This is a genomic window from Bacillus sp. NTK074B (assembly GCF_017303375.1).
Lineage (GTDB): Bacteria > Bacillota > Bacilli > Bacillales > Bacillaceae_B > Rossellomorea.
Map to the genome: position 1 here is coordinate 460292 of NZ_JAFKOH010000002.1, position 18341 is coordinate 478632.

Consider the following 18341-nt stretch of genomic DNA (forward strand, 5'->3'; position numbering starts at 1 on the left):
GTAAGCCTTTACGGTAGAAATGTCAATGAAGAGACACATACAGAACGATTTACCAAACTTAACCATGTAAGAGAATCCATAAATTCCGTACAATATAAGTAACACAACAGAGACGTCCGTATTATTGTTCCTTTACTTCATAGGAAAATCTCGGTAAACTATTAATAAGGAGTGATCCACCATGTTAAAGAAGCTAAGAAAGAAGCTTTTAAAACAGTGGAAAGAATTGCTTAGAAAAAAAACGATTGCATAATCTTTTTTCCCTGATCGACTTTATGGAGAAAGACTACTAAAATGCACGTATTTCGGATATACTGTCATACAATTGCACAATGAATAAGGGACTGACGCCACTAGTGAGCTTTTTGTCTCCATTGGTATTAGTCCCTCTTCTATCTTGCCACGATTTAATAAAGGATTATTCAAAACTTTATTTACACTGGAGAATCCTTTATAATTTAATACATACATCAACTGGCCGATTCGTTCCTACTTGAATAACAGGTTATAGTATAGGATTATTGAGGAATGAATGCAGGTATCTGACCATTGTTGTGAAATCTGATTTTTGCCGTGCTTCGTTAGGATCGTTAGCCTTGTGTTAAGAAAATGATTCCTTTATGATTATCGTTTTTTTACCACAGGGCGTAGATGAGCCATACCCGGACATAGACATGTTCAGGACCGCACAGGTATTTATACCGATTAGCTGGGATTCATTTTGCCTGCTAATGTCGTAGCTCCAGCACCCATCCCTGATGGACACGGAACACATCTCTAAAATAGGAGCCTCGCGTCATCAGGTACTTGAGGGTGCCGCTTATGTTATGTAGTTGATAACTTTTTTATCATAGATGAAAGTTAGATTTTTTGAAAACGGATAAGGAGAGAGAAAAATGATTTTTAAAGTATTTTATCAAGAAAGTAAAGCAGAAGTGCCTGTACGCGAATGCACTCAATCCCTTTACATGGAAGCAGATTCAGAACGTGAAGTACGCCTAAATTTAAAAGACAAACCGTATAATATCGAATTCGTACAAAAGCTTGAGGGCGCTTTTTTAGAGTATGAACAAAACCACCATTCTTTTGAGTTGGAGCAATAAGCAATGAAATTTGTAAAGAATGACCAAACCGCTGTATTTGCCCTTGGCGGTTTAGGTGAAATCGGTAAAAACACATACGGCGTACAATTCCAAGACGAAATTATTTTGATTGATGCAGGGATTAAATTCCCTGAGGACGAGCTGCTCGGTATCGATTACGTAATACCTGATTACACGTATCTCGTGAAAAATGCCGATAAGATCAAAGGTCTATTCGTGACTCACGGACACGAAGACCATATCGGTGGTATCCCATACTTACTGCGCGAATTAAACATTCCGATATACGGCGGAAAGCTCGCATTGGGATTGATCAAGAACAAGCTGGAAGAACACGGTCTGTTACGAAATGCGAAATTAAATGTCATCCAGGAAGATGATATCGTGAAATTCCGCAAAACATCCGTTACTTTCTTCAGAACAACACACAGCATTCCTGACTCTTACGGAATCGTTGTCAAAACACCACCTGGAAATGTCGTTCATACAGGTGACTTTAAATTTGATTTCACTCCGGTTGGTGAACCAGCGAACTTAACCAAAATGGCTGAAATCGGAAAAGAAGGCGTCCTTTGTCTGCTCTCTGACAGCACTAATGCTGAGGTTCCAAACTTCACTATGTCAGAACGCAAAGTCGGAGAAAGCATCAATGATATTTTCCGCAAAGTGGACGGTCGTGTAATATTCGCAACTTTTGCTTCTAATATTCACCGACTTCAACAAGTGGTTGAAGCAGCAGTCTTTCATAATCGAAAAGTCGCTGTTTTCGGTAGAAGTATGGAAGCGGCCATTACAATTGGACAAGAATTAGGATATATCAGTGCACCTAAAGATACGTTCATTGAACACAACCAGATCAATCGCCTTCCAGCGAATGAAGTGGCTATTCTTTGTACCGGTTCTCAAGGTGAACCGATGGCTGCATTATCACGGATCGCAAACGGCACACACCGTCAGATTCAAATCCAGCCCGGTGACACCGTTGTATTCTCTTCTTCACCAATCCCGGGGAATACAATCAGTGTAAACCGTACAATCAATCTTTTGTATCGTGCCGGTGCAGAAGTCATCCACGGACCATTAAGTGATATTCATACATCCGGTCATGGTGGACAACAAGAGATGAAGCTGATGCTTCGTCTGATGAATCCAACCTTCTTCATGCCGATACACGGTGAGTTCCGTATGCAGAAGATGCACGCCCAGCTTGGAGTGGATTGTGGCGTCCAAGAAGAAAACTGCTTTATCATGGATAACGGCGAAGTACTTGCATTGAGCAATGATTCCGCCCAGGTAGCAGGGAAAATCCCTTCTGGAAACGTCTATATTGATGGAAGCGGAATTGGTGATATCGGGAATATCGTCCTTCGTGACCGCCGTATTCTTTCAGAAGAAGGATTGGTCATTGTGGTTGTTAGCATCGACATGAAGGATTTCAAGATTGCTTCAGGTCCGGATCTTATCTCAAGAGGGTTCGTGTACATGCGTGAATCAGGTGATCTTATCAATGAAGCGCAGATGCTTATTTCTAAACATCTGAACAAAGTTCTTGAAAGAAGAACCTCTCAATGGTCAGAAATCAAGAATGAAATCACAGATACTCTGGCTCCATTCTTATACGAAAAAACAAAGCGCCGTCCAATGATCTTACCGATCATCATGGAAGTGTGATAATAAGAAGAGGCTGACCAAGTGGTCAGCCTCTTCTTTCATATTATAAAACTTTTTTCTCGAATCGGTTAATATCCGTATCGGCCCCAATAACGATGAGGATGTCCCCTACCCGTATCTGTTCATCCGCCTGAGGGGAAACAATGATATCTTTTTCCCTTTTAATTGCGACAATGTTAATTCCAAACTGGGCCCGGATATCTAGATCGATCAGGGAGTTTCCACTAAGATTTTCATTTGCGACAATCTCCACGATCGAATGTTCGTCAGACAATTCAAGATAATCCAGTACATTATTAGAAATGATATTATGAGCAATCCTTCTTCCCATATCCCTCTCCGGATGCACGACTTGATTGGCCCCGATTTTCCTGAGTACTTTTTCATGATAATCATTTTGTGCTTTTACCGTAATTTTCTTTACTCCAATTTCCTTTAACATTAATGTCGTCAGGATACTCGACTGAATATCGTCGCCAATTGCGACAATCACATGGTCAAAATTACGGATCCCGAGGCTCTTCAATACGGATTCATCCGTAGAATCTGCGACTACCGCATGTGAAGCAATGGAAGAGAACTCATTCACTTTATCTTCATCCTGGTCGATAGCCATGACTTCCATTCCCTGATCTGTCAAAGAACGTACAATACTGCCTCCGAACCGGCCCAATCCTATTACTACAAACTCTTTTTTCACCTATTATCCCCCCGCAGTCTCTATACACTATATTTTAGCATAAAAAAAAGGAGAAAATGAAATTTCTCCCTTCCCTTTTTGTGTTTTCTCCGGGGCATCTTCCAGGTTACTTGTTCCCTTTTACATAATCTGCATCAAATAAGAACAGCCTCATTAAAAGATAGAGGGACGGAATCAGAAGCAGCAGTCCAGCAATGAAAACGATAACAAGTGCCATCCCCATGGTTGGATTTGTAACGCTTGTTTCAATCGTGATAAAAGGCTTCAGGATGTACGGTAAATGAGACGCACCATATCCAAAGAAGGCAAAGAAGAATTGAAGCATGACAAGGGTAAAAGCCATCCCGAAAAGTTTCCTTCTATAAATGAGAAGCGACGCACCAAGGAAGCATAGTAGAGACAGCCCGAACATCCACCAAATATCGATGGCGCTGGTGAAATGCTCAGGATTATGTTCTCTCAAGGATACAAACACAAGTAAACTCGCCAATATAGTTGGAGGGCTCCAGAATAATGAAAAGTTTCTAAGCTCCTCCCTTGAATCCATATCCCCTGCCCGATTGGCATAATAGGTCAGAAACGTCGCACTGATGAATAAAACCGATACAATTGAGAGAACCACAACGCTCCATGAATATGGGCTGGTAAAAAGCTCCCTTGCAAGGAATACGACCTTATCCCCACGCTCTTCCAAAAATCCACCTTCTGATATCGTCAAAGCCGTAGACAAGGACGCAGGGATTAGTAATCCTGTTGCTCCATAAAGAAACAGGTAGACGATGTTGTCTTTTGAGCCATAGTTTCCGAAAGCATAGAAGCTCCCCCTAATCGCAAGTAGTATGATGGCAATACTCCCCGGGAGCAATAAAGCCGTTCCATAATAATAGGCCGTGTCAGGAAAAAAACCGACCAATCCTACAAAAAAGAAGACAAAAAAGACATTCGTGACTTCCCAGACTGGAGATAGATATCGACTGATCAGCACATTCAGTGTGTGTTCTTTCCCTTTCATTCTGCCATAAAAGGCATAGAATCCGGCTCCGAAATCGATCGAAGCCACGATCAGATATCCATATAGAAAAATCCATAAGACGGTAATCCCCAAGATTTCCAAACTCATACCCTTTCCTCCCTCAAAACAAAATCAAATAGCTGTATCTAAAACTAACTCGCTTTCTTAGGAAAGCGTTGCTCCAACTCAGCTTCTGCAGGCTTGTTTTTAAACATTTTTATTAATACAATCACACATAAGATGCCAAGCAGTATATAGAGACCCACAAACAGTGCGAACGTTAGGCCAACTCCATCTGCCTTTGTCGCTGCCTCTGCCACCTTCATATAACCACGCAGTATCCATGGCTGGCGGCCAACTTCTGCATAAATCCAGCCGAATTCGATGGCAAGCATCGCCAAGGGTCCACTCGCAACAATTCCCCACAATAACGGCTTATTCCACTCATTCCGTTTCTTCCACTTCCAGAACAGAATAAATACTGATGCAATGAAGATACTGTAAAATCCGATTGAAACCATCAGATCAAATAAATAATGGACCCATAAAGGGGGGCGTTCATCTTCTGGAAATTCATTCAAACCAATGACTTCTGTATCAAATGAACTTCCAGCAAGGAAGCTGAGGAAACCAGGTAAACGGATTTCATTGTGAACTTCATTGTTTTCATCCAGCGTTCCAAAAACAATCAGATCGGCATTCTTTTCCGACTCGAAATGCCACTCTGCCGCAGCCAGCTTTTCAGGCTGGTACTCTGCCAGGAATTTGGCCGACAAGTCTCCTGCCAATGCTGAGCCAAAAGCAAAAATCAGTGCAGATACCATAGTCAGACGAAGGGCTTTCTTATGATAGTCCCCACCTTTTTTACGAAGTATCGCAAATGCTGTGATTGCAGCTAATATGAGGGCTGATGTTAAGTATGCAGTCGTCAAAACATGAAATACTTTAGTGGGTGTCGCCGGATTTAACATCGCGGCAATCGGATCGATATTGATCGCCTTTCCATCTTTTAATTCAAATCCTTGCGGTGTATTCATGAACGCATTCACCGTCGTAATGAACAGGGCGGAAGCGGAAGAACCGATCATTACCGGAATCGTCAGCAGCCAGTGGATCCACTTATTCTTAAATCGATCCCACGTATAAAGGTAAATCCCCAAAAAGATTGCCTCAAAGAAAAACGCAAATGTTTCCATGAATAAAGGCAGGGCGATCACCTGTCCGGCTACCTGCATAAACGATGGCCATAACAGGGACAACTGCAATCCTATGGCTGTTCCGGTCACGACCCCGACAGCAACCGTAATGGTAAATCCCCTCGCCCATCTCCGCGCGAGCAAAAGATAATGAGGATCATTCCGCTTGATCCCCATAAACTCGGCTATCGAAATCATGATTGGAACCCCTACCCCAATCGTTGCAAAAATGATATGAAATGCGAGGGTTGTCGATGTGAGCATCCTACTTAAAATCACACTATCCAAAACCATTCTATACTCCCCCTACCGAATTACTTTTTAACGTAAACAGCTCTTTCTTCCTGTTTATCACTTATTGATCATTATAAAACCTACAGGCGAGTTTGTGAAGTATTGAACATGAATGTTTTGTGACGTTTTTCACAAAGTTTCATTTCTATGTGAGATTTGATTGAAGTTTTGTGGTAGTGAGTAGGTTCTTCCTTTGCCTTTTCCCTTTGAAGTAAGATTCATCGCATTGTGGAGTTTACGAGTAGTAAGTAATCAAATATTGCCTGTCGATGAGCTGCTTTATCACATGCACCACAATTTTCACAGTACCATGAAGCCTTTTTTCGCACCATGCTTAAAATTTTCGCATTCTTTGCACCTCACACCAGGTAAAATCTCCTCATGATTTTCCCTGAATGGATTGTATGGTGAATGTGCCTTAAGAATAGAATTGGCAATCTTTTTAAGTTCTTTTAATTCAAGACCAGAATTAGAACGAGAGAAATCCTTTTTAATAGAAAGAAACTTAGCAACTAAATTTTCAATTCTAATCGCTTTGTCCGTTGTTTTAAGAAGTTGGTTAGAGGTTGATAGTAGTGATGAGGGGTTTGTAAAAACAACTAAGTAGTCAATCGGGAGAATAGGGAGTTTTTTCTTTTGAAGCCAATGGGTGAGGTGAATCATATTTCGATTCGCTTGGGAAATGGGGTTTGGAAAGCCGGTTACTTCTCCTTTATAATGTCGGGAAAATTGCTCGAACTCTGCTCCGAATTCCATTGCCCCAGCAATATTTTTGATTTCTAAGATTAATATAAATGTTTTGGTGAGAATCAGTGTATCGATTTGGAAGAAAGTCTTGCCTACGTGGATGCTTAAATCATTAAGGATCAGCATATGTGGATCATCTATCGTACTTAATTGTCGGTCTGCTTTACATTCACCATGATATCCTGCCCATGCTTTCAGTAAATTTTCTTCAGTCTTGGAACTAAGTGCGGAGTTTAGTGGCTGCCTCCTTAAATAGGCTTCAAAATAGGGGATCATTAGGGGAATTTCTCTTTCTTTAATCAGCAAACAATCATTCCTTTCGTTTTAGTCATTAATATTATTCTACATTCCTACTGAAATTCCCTTTATTTTTGGAATTTTACTGTTATCTATTTTTTATCGACCGTTAGGGAAATTTATCAACCGATATTTGGATTTATCGACCGAAAATCAGATTTATCAACCGTTTTTACATTATATCAACCTTATTTTCACAATACCGACCGTTCCGCAAAATCCGACAAATTCCTCCGATCCTCACAGCTTTCATCCTTCCACCCCACCCCACAACCGAAAAAAACCCCACACACCAGTGCAGGGTCCCTCAAACTATAACTCACATCGCTTCCAGCATCCTGAACTGAGATTTCACCAGTGCAAAATAATCACCTTGCTGATCCATTAATTCATCATGGTTCCCGGACTCTTTAATCTTTCCGTTTTCAAGGACAAAGATATTATCGGATTCACGGATTGTGGACAGACGGTGAGCGATGATGATCGCTGTTCTACCGTTCAATAATTGCTTCAGGGCATTTTGAATCTTGACTTCAGTTTCGGTGTCGATGGATGCCGTCGCTTCATCCAGAATAATGATGCGCGGGTTCGCCAGCAGGGCACGTGCGAAGGACAATAATTGTCGTTCACCTACAGATAATACATTCCCCCGTTCCTCGACTTCGGTTTCGTACCCGCTGGACAGCTTTTCGATGAATTCATTGGCACCGATTGCTTCAGCTGCCTTTATGACCTCTTCATCGGATGCATCAGGGCGTCCGAACCGGATATTTTCCATGATCGTCCCGGAAAAGATGAAGGTATCCTGCAAAACGATGCTGATTTGATTTCGTAAACTTGAAACGGATGCATCTCGAAGGTTCACTCCGTCGATTTTCACAATTCCGTTAGTAGGGTCATAGAACCTGCTTATGAGGTTAGCAATTGTCGTCTTTCCTGATCCTGTATGTCCGACTAATGCAACGGTTTGGCCAGCTTTCATTTCAAGATTAATATTCCGAAGCGCTTTTCTTTTATCATCATATGAGAATTCTACATTTTCAAACTGAATTCCCCCTTTGATGTCCGTCAGATTCAAGGCGTTTGTCTTTTCATTAACTATCGGCTGTTCATCCAGGAATTCGAATATGCGTTCTGATGAAGCCATCCCGATCAATAGCTGATTGTATACTTGACCGAGTCTTGATATCGGCTCCCAGAACATTCCCAAATAGAATGCGAACGACACGAATTCACCAAGTTCCAGTGAACCATTTTGAATCAGATGGGCACCGAACCAGATGAGTACCGCCGTCCCGATGGCGTTCGTCAATTCCACGAGAGGTCGGAACATGGCATTCTTCTTTGTCGCCGTTCTCCAGCTATCGAAGTTTTCAGAATTGACTCCATCAAAAAACGCCATGTTTTCTTTTTCCTGTGTAAACGATTGAGTCACCCGGATTCCCTGGATACTTTCATTAAGATGGGAATTAAGCTTCGACTGCTTAAGGCGAACCATCTGCCAGGATCTGCGGATGTTTTTACGCAAGCTTGTCGAAATGAAGAACATGACTGGTAAAATAACCATGACGGCAAGTGTCAATTCTGGGCTTAATGTAAAGAGAATCACGATGATTCCTATGAGCAGAATGATGTCCATCAGAAGATTGATGACTCCATTTGTAAATAGCTCTTGCAGGGAGTTTATGTCATTCATGATCCGCACAAGGATCGAACCTGCGGAACGCTGATCAAAGAAACGATGAGAAAGCCACTGTACATGGCTGAATAGATGTTTTCTTAAGTCATAAATCACTCCCTGACCAAGTTGATTCATCCACTTGATCCTGAGGACGTTTGCCACATAATTCAGTACATAAAGCCCGGCAATGACCCCTACAAGTGTGAATAGGAGATTCCCATCTTTCTGCCTGATTGCTTTATCAAGTGTATAGACACCGATCAGAACCGGGATGATCAGCCTGACAGCTGTTGTGATCAGGACGGTAATGATGGACAATGGCAACAGTTTCTTTGAATAAGGTTTTAAGTATGTCAATAACCGATAGAGCTGCTCCCAGTTGAACGGCTTGTCTATCACCTGGTCTGTCGAATAGTGGAATCGGCTCAGTATATTTTTATTTTGTTTTTTTCTCTTACTCAATGGTCCTCACCTACCCTTCCTGAGTTTGTAATATTTTTTTCTGGTCTTTGTATTGGATGTCGTAGATTCTCTGGTATGGTCCGTTATTACTCAGTAAGTAATCATGAACGCCTCTTTCTACCACTTTTCCGTTTTCAAGGACAAGGATTTCATCCGCATGCTTCAGAGAAGAAATGCGGTGCGCGATGATAAAAGTCGTTCGATCAGACATGACTTCTTTCAGCGCTTTTTGAATCCTGAATTCAGTTTCCATGTCCACGGCACTTGTGGCATCATCCAGTATCAGAATTGACGGGTCCGTACAGATGGCACGTGCGATGGCAATCCGCTGTTTCTGACCTCCTGAAAGACCTAATCCCCTTTCACCCAACCTTGTTTCATAGCCGTCAGGAAGTTCAGTAATGAAATCATGGGCTTCTGCCCTTTTGGCCGCTTCAATGACTTCCTCCATGGACGCTTCCGGCCGACCATAGGAGATATTGGCTCTGATTGTGGAAGAGAACAGAAATGATTCTTGCAGAACAAAACCGATATTTCGACGTAGTGACTTCAGTGAGTAATCTTTTACATCCATTCCATCAATGAGGATCTCACCTTCTTCAGGTTCATAGAAACGCGTAATCAGCTGGGTGATACTTGTTTTCCCAGAACCTGTTGCCCCGATCAGCCCGATGACCTTACCGGGTTCCACTTTAAAGGAAATGTCCTCTAGGGCTGCTTCATCATGCACAGTGTAATTCAGTGATACATGGTTGAACTCCACTTCACCTTTCATTCGATCGACATGAATGACATCGCTATGATCTTTAATCTTTTCATCCACTTCGAGAATTTCCAGTAACCGTTCTCCTGATGCCTTTGATTGGGAGAATAGATTGATCGTGAATCCAAGATTCATGATTGGCCAGATGATATACCAAACCAGGCTGTAAAATGCGACAAGCTCTCCTGGTTGAAGATTGCCGTTCATCACCAAATACCCTCCGTATGCAAGTAGTGTCACCACACTCACATTGCCCAAAAACTCCATCAGTGGAAAGTATTTCGCCCAGATATCTGAGGTGAACAGATATTTATCTTTATAATCACCGTTAGACCGGTTAAATTTAGTGATTTGAAAATCTTCCCGGGACAATGATTTCACGGTATTGATACCTGAAATATTTTCCTGAACATTCGTGTTCAGTTTACCGAAAGACTTCCTTATTCCCCTGAAGGCAGGGTGGACTGCCTTATCGAATTTGTACACGGCAATGGCAAGAAACGGCAAGGAAATCAACGTGACAAATGTCAAGGATGGAGAATAGTAGAACATCACCCCAAAGCTGACCGTCACCAGCATGAAAAAGCGGAGCAATTCTGTGAAACCAAAAGATAAGAAAAAACGGAAGGCTTCTACATCCGCCGTCAACCGTGACATCAAATCACCAGTTTTGGCATTATCATAATAGCTGAATGGGAGAAACTGAAGCTTCTCATACAACTCGTTTCTCAGACGATAGACAGATGTAATACCGAATAAATCTCCATTGTATTGTTGAATAAAGGTAGCGATGCCTTTTAGTACCATGATGGTGATGAAGCCAAATGCCAAATATGGGATCCACCCATATTCCCCTTGCAATATGACATCGTCGATGGTTATCTGCAGGATCATCGGATAAACCACTGTGATGCCTGTAACAAAGATCAAAAAGATCATTGAAATGATAAAATGCTTTTTATAAGGCCAATAAAAGGCTTTCAGTTTTTTAAATGTATCCATAATCCCTCTCCCCTCTTTGTTCCAAAAAAAAACAACGTACTACTAAATATATCGGCTTTCGAAATAATTATCCACCCTTTTTTAGAATTTTTTACACTTTATGAATTATCACTGTAGTCCCATTATTCATATTTATTTTAACGGTGAATCCATCGAGAAAGATCAGCCTTTTGACCGATCTCACTTCACCTTTCATATAAGGCTCGCTTTCTCATTCAAACTATACTTCCTTTATTTCCGGCATGAATGTTTATCCTTATTCAATAAGGGAATAATTCAATAAGCTTTTTCAACCATCTCCTTTGACATACCCTATGTAGTTTTGTGTATACTGGAGTGGTCATCATTAAATAGGAAAGGATGTTTTGGTTTGGAATACATACTTGGTCTTACTGCTTTAAGTGATCGACTTTCCAATTTCAATTGGGGCGGTCTATTAGTGACGATCGGAATAGGTGCACTGCAAATCTTAGCGATTTGGATCGCTTTTATTATTGTAAAGGGCGCAGCAAACAAAGTGATTGAAAGGATTTTTGACAAATATCGAAAGAGAAATGATGTGTCAGATGGTCGTGCTCAGACATTACAAAGTCTTTCAAAAAATATCGTCGGCTATATCCTGATATTTGTTTTCTTCGTAACGATTCTGCAAATATTCGGTATCCAGGTAACTGCAATCCTCGCCGGAGCCGGGATCGTCGGACTTGCCGTCGGGTTCGGTGCACAAGGTCTTGTAAGTGACGTGGTCACAGGTTTTTTCATTCTTCTTGAAAAGCAGGTTGATGTGAGTGATTATGTTACGAGCGGCAGCTTCTCCGGAATTGTGGAAGAGGTTGGTTTGCGCACGACTCATATTCGTGGATTCGATGGGACCCTTCACTTTGTGCCGAACAGAGAAATTACTAGTGTCAGCAATCACTCCCGTGGAAACATGAGAGCACTCGTCGATATCGGTATATCTTATGATGACGACATTGATAAAGCGATGGTCGTGCTTCAGCAGGTATGCGATACAATCGCACAGGAAGATGATAATATTGTCGATGGTCCAAATGTGGTGGGTGTTCAGACACTTGGTGCCTCTGATGTTGTTCTCCGTGTATTATGTAAGACGAAGAACATGGAGCAATGGGGAGTGGAACGGAAGCTTCGTAAAGCGTTAAAAGAAGCACTCGACCAAAATGGGATTGAGATTCCTTACCCTCACCAGGTATACATTGAGAAAAAAGAAGATTAAGAACAAAAAGAGAAGGAGCTACCTTCTCTTTTTCTATTTCTCACTTCTCTTTTCGGCGAAAACGATATTATTCAATCAAATAAAAAATCACGAAAATGTATCCACGTGGATACGTTTTCGTGATGTGCAATTCGATTATATAGTCCTGATATAATCCGTGAGAAGTGAGATGGCGAAGTCAATCGCTTCTTCATTGGGATTTAATTTAGAATGATGAAGTCCATATGGGGAGTCGACTCCCAGCCAAAACATAAAACCGGGTATTTCTTCAAGCATATAACCAAAGTCTTCCCCCGTCATTGCCTCTTTACAGATGATCAGGTTTCTGTTTGTATCTTTTAAAAAGCCGATAAAATGATTTGTCCAATCAGCATCATTGAAAACTTGACGATACATACTTCCGTAATTCACTTCGATTTCACAGTCATAGCTGATTTTCATTCCTTCAATCAACGCTTCCAGCCGCTTTTTCACACTTTCCATAGATTGTTTTGAAAGCGTACGGATCGTGCCTTCAAGCCTTGCCGTTTCCGCAATGATATTCTGGACGGTGCCACTTTCCATCTTTCCTACCGTAATGACTGCACTGTCCAATGGATCGACATTCCTGGAGACGATAGTCTGCATTTGTGTGACGAAGGAAGAGGCTGCTACAATCATGTCCCTGGTATGATGAGGGTATGCCGCATGTCCTCCCTTTCCTTTAAAGTCAATGAATAATTCAGACGTGTTAGCGAACAGCAAGCCCTCTTTCACTGCAACCGTACCTACTTCATATTCCGGAGCAATATGTAGGGCGAATATACAATCAGGCTTCCATTCTTTCATAGTATCACTTTCAAGCATCGGCATTGCCCCGCCAGGCCCTTCCTCTGCCGGTTGGAAAATAAATAAGAGATCATCTTCGATTGGATGATGAACAAAATGGGTAAGGACCCCCAATTCAATCGTCATATGAAAATCATGTCCGCAGGCGTGCATCCTCCCTTCATGTGATGAAAGAAAATCCAAACCTGTTTCTTCCTGGATAGGAAGTCCATCAATATCTCCACGGTACCCGATCATCCTTGTGGGATTAGTACCATGGACTTTAACAAAAATACCTGTTTTCCAAGTCTTAATCACTAATCGGTCAGCAGGCAGGCTTTTCATATAATTCAATAAGTATCGCTGTGTCTTAAATTCTTGAAACCCAAGCTCAGGTATTTGGTGAAGATCTCTCCTGATAGACTTAAAGTCCATTTTTGACATTGGAATCCTCCTTATTCATAAATAGAATGTCAGTCCATAAAAAATGGGGACTCTACAAGAAAAGAACAGACGTCATCCGTCCGTTCTTTCTTGAATCATACGATTGAAAATAGAATTACAGTTGACGTAATTCCTGTTTAATTTCAGTCTTTGATTTTGTTTTGTCATCAATATCCTTCAATTTTTTTGCAGGGGTACCTGCTACAACCGTATAAGGCGCCACGTCGTCGACGACAATAGCCCCGGCTGCAACGACAGCCCCTTTTCCGACCGTTACACCTTCAAGCACTACAGCATTGGCACCAATGACTACATCATCCTCGATAACGACCGGTTTTGCAGATGGCGGTTCGATGACACCGGCAAGCACAGCGCCCGCTCCAATGTGACAATTCTTTCCGACCGTTGCACGTCCCCCAAGCACCACATTCATATCGATCATCGTTCCTGCTCCTACGACTGAACCAATATTGATCATCGCACCCATCATGATGACAGCATTGTCACCGATTTCCACCTGGTCACGAATGATGGCACCTGGCTCAATACGTGCTTTTATCCCTTTCAAATCAAGAAGAGGAATCGCAGAATTGCGACGATCATTTTCCACTACGTAGTCTACGATTTTATCTTTATATTCTTCCAGTATACTTGAAATCTCGCCCCACTCACCGAAGATCACACCTGAAGTTTCTTGAAGGAAAGTCTGGGAGGAGCCGAAATCGATAGCATCCAGATTCCCTTTTACATAAACCTTCACAGGAGTTGATTTTGTACTATTTTGAATAAAAGAAATAATTTCGTTTGCATCCATCATGTTCATAAGAATTCCCTCCGTAATTATGTATAAATTCAGAATTCATTTCTTGAATTACTTTATCAGAATAAAGGGTGGAAGACAACCCATAACCGCAAATCCTATGAGTTTTCATGGATGAATTCCTTTACAACTTCTACAAAGGCTTCCACTTGGCGCAATTGAAAGGCAGATTCGTAACCGAGTAACCATGTATCACGGTGGATGAGTGCATCATGCTCATCGATCAGCGGAATCTTATAAATATCTTCTTCCATGCCATCCAACGTAATGGCAGGCAGGATGGCATACCCGATCCCGTTTAACGTCATCTGCTTACACGTTTCAATTTGATCCACCACGATCGTTCGTTTAGGGGTTGTCTGGAAATGACGATGCCACCAGTCCTGTATCTCCTGATAATAATTGGAGTCACTCTTGAATTGAATAAACGGACGATCCGTTTTCATCACTTCATCGATGGTTTGAATCTCTCTATCCACCAAGTAGAGCGTATCCTGGAATAAATGGTGCTTTGGCCCCTTCCAATCAGGTGTCCCTCTAATGATCCCGATATGGACTTCATCTTCATAGATCGCTTTAAGAATTTCACTGCTCCATCCGGTCATTAATGAAATCTTCGCGTGGGGATAAGCCTCAACAAAGCGTTTAAGAACCTTCGGAAGCCAATTTTGACCCACAATCGAGGCACAGGCAATCTTCAATGTTCCGTGCACCTCAAATTCAAGGGCTTGTATGCGCTCCTTTACACTCTCTTCCTTTTGAAGCATTTCATCTGCCAGTTTCACGACGAGTTCTCCTGCAGGGGTCATGGACAGACCTTTTTGTGAACGGAGAAATAGTTTCGTCCCCCACTCCTTTTCAATTGTCTGCAGTCTTTGGGAGAGAGCCGGTTGGGATACGAATAACCGTTCCGCCGCTTTCCTCATATTCATCTCTTGAGCAAGAACGTGGAGCAGTTGATATTCCGAGAATGCCATATCCTTCACTTCCATAAGTTTTTCTTATATTATATCTTAACTTATATAAAATTTCATTATTAATTGGAATGGAATACACTGTGAGTAGATGGAAAAGAGGTGAAGTTTCTGTGGAGTTGATACTATTTTTCACTGGCTTGGTTGTTGCACTTGTAGGGACACTGGCAGGAAGCGGTGGACTGATTGGTATGCCGGTCATGCTCATTGTCGGATTACCGATTCATACGGCCATTGCGACTGCAAAATTTTCAAATATCATCAGTTCATTTTCGAGCTTTGTATATTTAGTAACAAATCGGAAAGTAACATGGAAGGAATGTTTGCCCATTCTGCCTATTGCACTGGCCGGAGGGCTTTCGGGGGCCTTTCTGTCTGATAAGATCCCCCCGTCACTGCTTGAATGGATGGCGTTCTTCTTTCTACTTATTGCCTTGTTATTAAGTCTTTACAAAGGACTGAAGCCTAAGGAGCAAATCAAGAAACACTATAGGGCATACGGATATCTGTACGTTATAAGTGTGTATGACGGTTTATTCGGACCTGGTCAGGCAACCATGCTCATGTACACTCATTTACTTCATGGGCTGTCTTATTTAAAATCCGTTGCCCTTACCCGTTTTCAAACCTTTGTCAGCTGTTTAGCGGCATTCACTATTTATTTTCATAATGGCCATGTAGAGTGGAACGTCGCCATACCTTTTGCATTAGGAGCACTGACAGGAGCTCAATTGGCAGTCAGACTGGCATCCAGGCTCTCTCTGAAACATTTACACATCCTATTAAACGCTTTGACTCTTATCCTCATTCTTCAACTCGGTAAGAACTTATTCTTCTAAGAAATGAAAAGCAAAGAGGATGACTCCGAGGTCATCCTCTTTGCTAGTGGACTTATGTAACTGCTATAAAGGGTTTAGTCCCTTTTGTACAGCTGTCGTTGAAGCTGCTTTAGCACAACTCTCCTCGTCATGATACCTTCAAAATAACCGTCTTCCGACACCACGCATAAAAAAGGGTGATCGACCAATAATTCTAAAGCCTTCTTGAAATCTGATTGTAAGGAGACAATCGGAAAATCTGTTGTCATGACTTCTTCTACCTTTTTTGCTTCAAGTTTCTCAAACTCAAAGCGTTCGAGGCCAAGTATCGAATCGGTGATTAAACTTGAACTGATCAGCCCCTGAAAGCGAAACGTTGGATCGAGGACAGGGATGGCTGAGTAACCACTTTTTGTAAGTAATAGCAACGCATGTTCCAGGGAATTTCCTACTTGCACATGAGCTACCTTCTCAGAAGGAATAATGAAATCTTTAATATTCGTTTCTAATAACTCCTTGCTACTCAATGAAATCATGTATAACCCCTCATTTATAAAAATAAGAATTGTACCGCCTCGTATCTTCCAAAGATGTAGACACTCTCCATTTTAACATATCGGAGGAAAAATGTATGCTTTCAGGATCGGTTCAAAGACTAAAAAAGATAACCGAATGGTTACCTTTTGCATGCATTAATCCTGTTGTGCTTCTTGCAGAAGTTCAAAAATCTCTATAGCTGTAATGTCTATGTTATCAAAAGGAAAGCTGTTTCCTTTTTCATTCATGACTTCGATTTCGAATGTATCCTGCTTTGGTAAATACTTTACCTCACAGATTTTCTTTCCATTGTATTCGAAGAATCGTTGTTGAGTTTCCCCTTGTTCACCTTGTTCCTGCAATGATTTTAATCTTTGTATAATTCCAAGAAGCTGAGACATAATCACTCTCTCCTTTCCTGATCTAATTCTTGGTCATAGCTTTTGCATTGTACCAGATTCTATCCTGTTAAATCTAATGTTTTGTCCTTTTTCTATCAAAATTCCTTTATAATGAAAAGGTATACGCATTATTCTCTTCCACTGAAAGGATTGATTCGATGAGTATTTACCGAATAGATTCCCGAATATCATTAGTTGATCTAATGGATTTATCATTAAAGGAACGCACAGGCAGTTATATATTGTACGAAAAGGCATTGACCGTTATTGAAACATCCGCCAGTCCTTCCATACCTCATCTAAAAAAAGGTCTCTCTAAGTTAAACATTAATCCTGAAGATATTCAATACATAATTTTGACTCACATCCATCTTGATCATGCCGGAGGTGCAGGTCTTTTCCTGAAAGAATGTCCAAATGCCAGGATTATCGTCCACCCGAAAGGAAAACGTCATTTAGTGGATCCTACTCGTTTGATAACAGGCGCTAAAGCGGTTTATGGAGATAAATTTGAAGAACTATTTCAGCCGATTGTTCCAATCCCTGAAGATCGGATCCTTGTTATGGCACATGGTGAACAGCTTTCTATTGGTGATGACTGTAAGTTGACGTTTTATCATACTCCGGGACACGCCAATCATCACATCAGTATTTATGATTCCACTTCAAATGGGGTATTCACTGGTGATACGTGTGGAATTCAGTATACCATAGGGGCAAAGCGTTTTTATTTCCCTTCCACCTCTCCCAATCAATTTGACCCGGAATGGATGAAAGATTCTATTCAGATGTATAAAGCCCTTCACCCCGACAGGTTGTATTTCGGTCATTACGGTGTGACGGAAGAGGTATCTTTTGCTCTTTCGGAAGTAGAAAAATGGCTGAATCTTTTCATGAAAAAAAGTGAGGAACAGTACTCTGCCCATGTTACAATGGAGGAGAATTTAACATCCATCACTTCTTCGTTATTTGAACTGACAAGCAGAGAATTGTTACAAAAGGGGATCGATCCCGATAACCCCGTTTTCCAATTATTACGTCTTGATATGAACGTTTCAGCAATGGGGATCGTAGATTACTTGAATAAACAACATAAAGGGGATCATTCATCATGAAAGAAGTCACTCTGTATTCACAACCAGAATGTCCACCTTGCGAAGTGGTTAAAATGTTTCTTAATGAACATAAGGTGAAATTTAAGGAAATCAACATAAAGGCAGACGAACAAGCGAGATACTTTCTTACTAATCAATTGAAGTCTTACTCGACTCCTACCGTTACCATAGGCCGGGAAATCATTACAGGCTTTGATCTGGAAGCTCTGACAGCTGCTTTAAATTTGTAAGAACTCCTAAGACCTCACAAAAAAAGTTGG

Annotated in this window: 17 protein-coding genes; 6 read left to right on the forward strand and 11 right to left on the reverse strand. The window is 41.4% G+C overall.

Going from position 1 to position 18341, the window contains the following annotated elements; all coding sequences use genetic code 11:
• The first annotated feature begins 896 nt into the window (after positions 1–896).
• Complete coding sequence (locus JI667_RS05635) at positions 897–1103, forward strand: DNA-dependent RNA polymerase subunit epsilon (RefSeq protein ID WP_064092389.1); 207 nt, start codon at positions 897–899, stop codon at positions 1101–1103.
• A 3-nt stretch (positions 1104–1106) separates the two neighbouring features.
• Positions 1107–2774: a ribonuclease J1 gene (gene rnjA, locus JI667_RS05640; protein WP_206851080.1), complete on the forward strand. Its 1668-nt coding sequence runs from the start codon at positions 1107–1109 to the stop codon at positions 2772–2774.
• Between the two features lie 43 nt (positions 2775–2817).
• On the opposite strand, the gene JI667_RS05645 is transcribed toward rnjA, so the two are convergent.
• From JI667_RS05645 to JI667_RS05670, 6 genes are all read right to left on the reverse strand, one after another.
• Positions 2818–3474: a potassium channel family protein gene (locus JI667_RS05645; RefSeq protein WP_206851081.1), complete on the reverse strand. Its 657-nt coding sequence runs from the start codon at positions 3472–3474 to the stop codon at positions 2818–2820.
• A gap of 106 nt (positions 3475–3580) precedes the next feature.
• Complete coding sequence (locus JI667_RS05650) at positions 3581–4594, reverse strand: cytochrome d ubiquinol oxidase subunit II (RefSeq protein WP_206851082.1); 1014 nt, start codon at positions 4592–4594, stop codon at positions 3581–3583.
• 44 nt (positions 4595–4638) lie between these two features.
• Positions 4639–5976 (reverse strand): cytochrome ubiquinol oxidase subunit I, encoded by a 1338-nt coding sequence (locus tag JI667_RS05655; RefSeq protein WP_206851083.1) that lies wholly within the window; start codon positions 5974–5976, stop codon positions 4639–4641.
• 300 nt (positions 5977–6276) lie between these two features.
• Positions 6277–7029 carry a nuclease-related domain-containing protein gene (locus JI667_RS05660; RefSeq protein WP_206851084.1) on the reverse strand — a complete coding sequence of 251 codons (753 nt, stop codon included), beginning with the start codon at positions 7027–7029 and terminating at the stop codon, positions 6277–6279.
• Positions 7030–7339: 310 nt separating this feature from the next.
• On the reverse strand, positions 7340–9163 hold the full coding sequence (locus JI667_RS05665; protein WP_206851085.1) for an ABC transporter ATP-binding protein: 1824 nt from the start codon (positions 9161–9163) through the stop codon (positions 7340–7342).
• 10 nt (positions 9164–9173) lie between these two features.
• Positions 9174–10928, reverse strand: a complete 1755-nt coding sequence (locus tag JI667_RS05670; protein ID WP_206851086.1) for an ABC transporter ATP-binding protein — start codon at positions 10926–10928, stop codon at positions 9174–9176.
• 370 nt (positions 10929–11298) lie between these two features.
• On the opposite strand from JI667_RS05670, the gene JI667_RS05675 reads away from it, so the two are divergent.
• Positions 11299–12165, forward strand: coding sequence for a mechanosensitive ion channel family protein (locus tag JI667_RS05675; RefSeq protein ID WP_206851087.1), 867 nt, complete (start codon positions 11299–11301; stop codon positions 12163–12165).
• A gap of 135 nt (positions 12166–12300) precedes the next feature.
• On the opposite strand, the gene JI667_RS05680 is transcribed toward JI667_RS05675, so the two are convergent.
• The 3 genes from JI667_RS05680 to JI667_RS05690 form a co-directional block, all read right to left on the reverse strand.
• Positions 12301–13416 carry an N-acetyldiaminopimelate deacetylase gene (locus tag JI667_RS05680; protein WP_206851088.1) on the reverse strand — a complete coding sequence of 372 codons (1116 nt, stop codon included), beginning with the start codon at positions 13414–13416 and terminating at the stop codon, positions 12301–12303.
• A 115-nt stretch (positions 13417–13531) separates the two neighbouring features.
• A complete protein-coding gene (gene dapD, locus JI667_RS05685) occupies positions 13532–14239 on the reverse strand; it encodes a 2,3,4,5-tetrahydropyridine-2,6-dicarboxylate N-acetyltransferase (protein WP_206851089.1) in 708 nt (235 codons plus the stop codon).
• Between the two features lie 95 nt (positions 14240–14334).
• Entirely contained in the window at positions 14335–15213 is an 879-nt protein-coding gene (locus JI667_RS05690; RefSeq protein WP_206851090.1) for a LysR family transcriptional regulator, read from the reverse strand.
• A gap of 110 nt (positions 15214–15323) precedes the next feature.
• Here JI667_RS05690 and JI667_RS05695 point away from each other — a divergent pair, with 110 nt between their 5' ends.
• The gene (locus JI667_RS05695; RefSeq protein WP_368077883.1) at positions 15324–16049 is read left to right on the forward strand and encodes a sulfite exporter TauE/SafE family protein; all 726 of its coding nucleotides are present in this window, start codon (positions 15324–15326) and stop codon (positions 16047–16049) included.
• 74 nt (positions 16050–16123) lie between these two features.
• On the opposite strand, the gene cbpB is transcribed toward JI667_RS05695, so the two are convergent.
• Together cbpB and JI667_RS05705 are read right to left on the reverse strand one after the other, a co-directional pair.
• Positions 16124–16564 carry a cyclic-di-AMP-binding protein CbpB gene (cbpB, locus tag JI667_RS05700; RefSeq protein WP_206851092.1) on the reverse strand — a complete coding sequence of 147 codons (441 nt, stop codon included), beginning with the start codon at positions 16562–16564 and terminating at the stop codon, positions 16124–16126.
• Positions 16565–16720: 156 nt separating this feature from the next.
• Entirely contained in the window at positions 16721–16966 is a 246-nt protein-coding gene (locus tag JI667_RS05705; protein WP_034756109.1) for a YkuJ family protein, read from the reverse strand.
• A gap of 158 nt (positions 16967–17124) precedes the next feature.
• Here JI667_RS05705 and JI667_RS05710 point away from each other — a divergent pair, with 158 nt between their 5' ends.
• On the forward strand, positions 17125–18081 hold the full coding sequence (locus JI667_RS05710; RefSeq protein ID WP_206851093.1) for an MBL fold metallo-hydrolase: 957 nt from the start codon (positions 17125–17127) through the stop codon (positions 18079–18081).
• On the forward strand, positions 18078–18311 hold the full coding sequence (locus JI667_RS05715; RefSeq protein ID WP_206851094.1) for a glutaredoxin domain-containing protein: 234 nt from the start codon (positions 18078–18080) through the stop codon (positions 18309–18311). Before JI667_RS05710 ends, JI667_RS05715 begins: the two co-directional genes overlap by 4 nt.
• Positions 18312–18341: the final 30 nt, after the last annotated feature.

What these genes read in the sequence shown, in the direction of transcription:
- JI667_RS05635 (WP_064092389.1), top strand. Translation starts at nt 897, where the DNA reads ATGATTTTTAAAGTATTTTATCAAGAAAGTAAAGCAGAAGTGCCTGTA.
- rnjA (WP_206851080.1), top strand. Translation starts at nt 1,107, where the DNA reads ATGAAATTTGTAAAGAATGACCAAACCGCTGTATTTGCCCTTGGCGGT.
- JI667_RS05650 (WP_206851082.1), bottom strand. Translation starts at nt 4,594, where the DNA reads ATGAGTTTGGAAATCTTGGGGATTACCGTCTTATGGATTTTTCTATAT.
- JI667_RS05655 (WP_206851083.1), bottom strand. Translation starts at nt 5,976, where the DNA reads ATGGTTTTGGATAGTGTGATTTTAAGTAGGATGCTCACATCGACAACC.
- JI667_RS05670 (WP_206851086.1), bottom strand. Translation starts at nt 10,928, where the DNA reads ATGGATACATTTAAAAAACTGAAAGCCTTTTATTGGCCTTATAAAAAG.
- JI667_RS05680 (WP_206851088.1), bottom strand. Translation starts at nt 13,416, where the DNA reads ATGTCAAAAATGGACTTTAAGTCTATCAGGAGAGATCTTCACCAAATA.
- dapD (WP_206851089.1), bottom strand. Translation starts at nt 14,239, where the DNA reads ATGAACATGATGGATGCAAACGAAATTATTTCTTTTATTCAAAATAGT.
- JI667_RS05690 (WP_206851090.1), bottom strand. Translation starts at nt 15,213, where the DNA reads ATGGCATTCTCGGAATATCAACTGCTCCACGTTCTTGCTCAAGAGATG.
- cbpB (WP_206851092.1), bottom strand. Translation starts at nt 16,564, where the DNA reads ATGATTTCATTGAGTAGCAAGGAGTTATTAGAAACGAATATTAAAGAT.
- JI667_RS05705 (WP_034756109.1), bottom strand. Translation starts at nt 16,966, where the DNA reads ATGTCTCAGCTTCTTGGAATTATACAAAGATTAAAATCATTGCAGGAA.
- JI667_RS05710 (WP_206851093.1), top strand. Translation starts at nt 17,125, where the DNA reads ATGAGTATTTACCGAATAGATTCCCGAATATCATTAGTTGATCTAATG.
- JI667_RS05715 (WP_206851094.1), top strand. Translation starts at nt 18,078, where the DNA reads ATGAAAGAAGTCACTCTGTATTCACAACCAGAATGTCCACCTTGCGAA.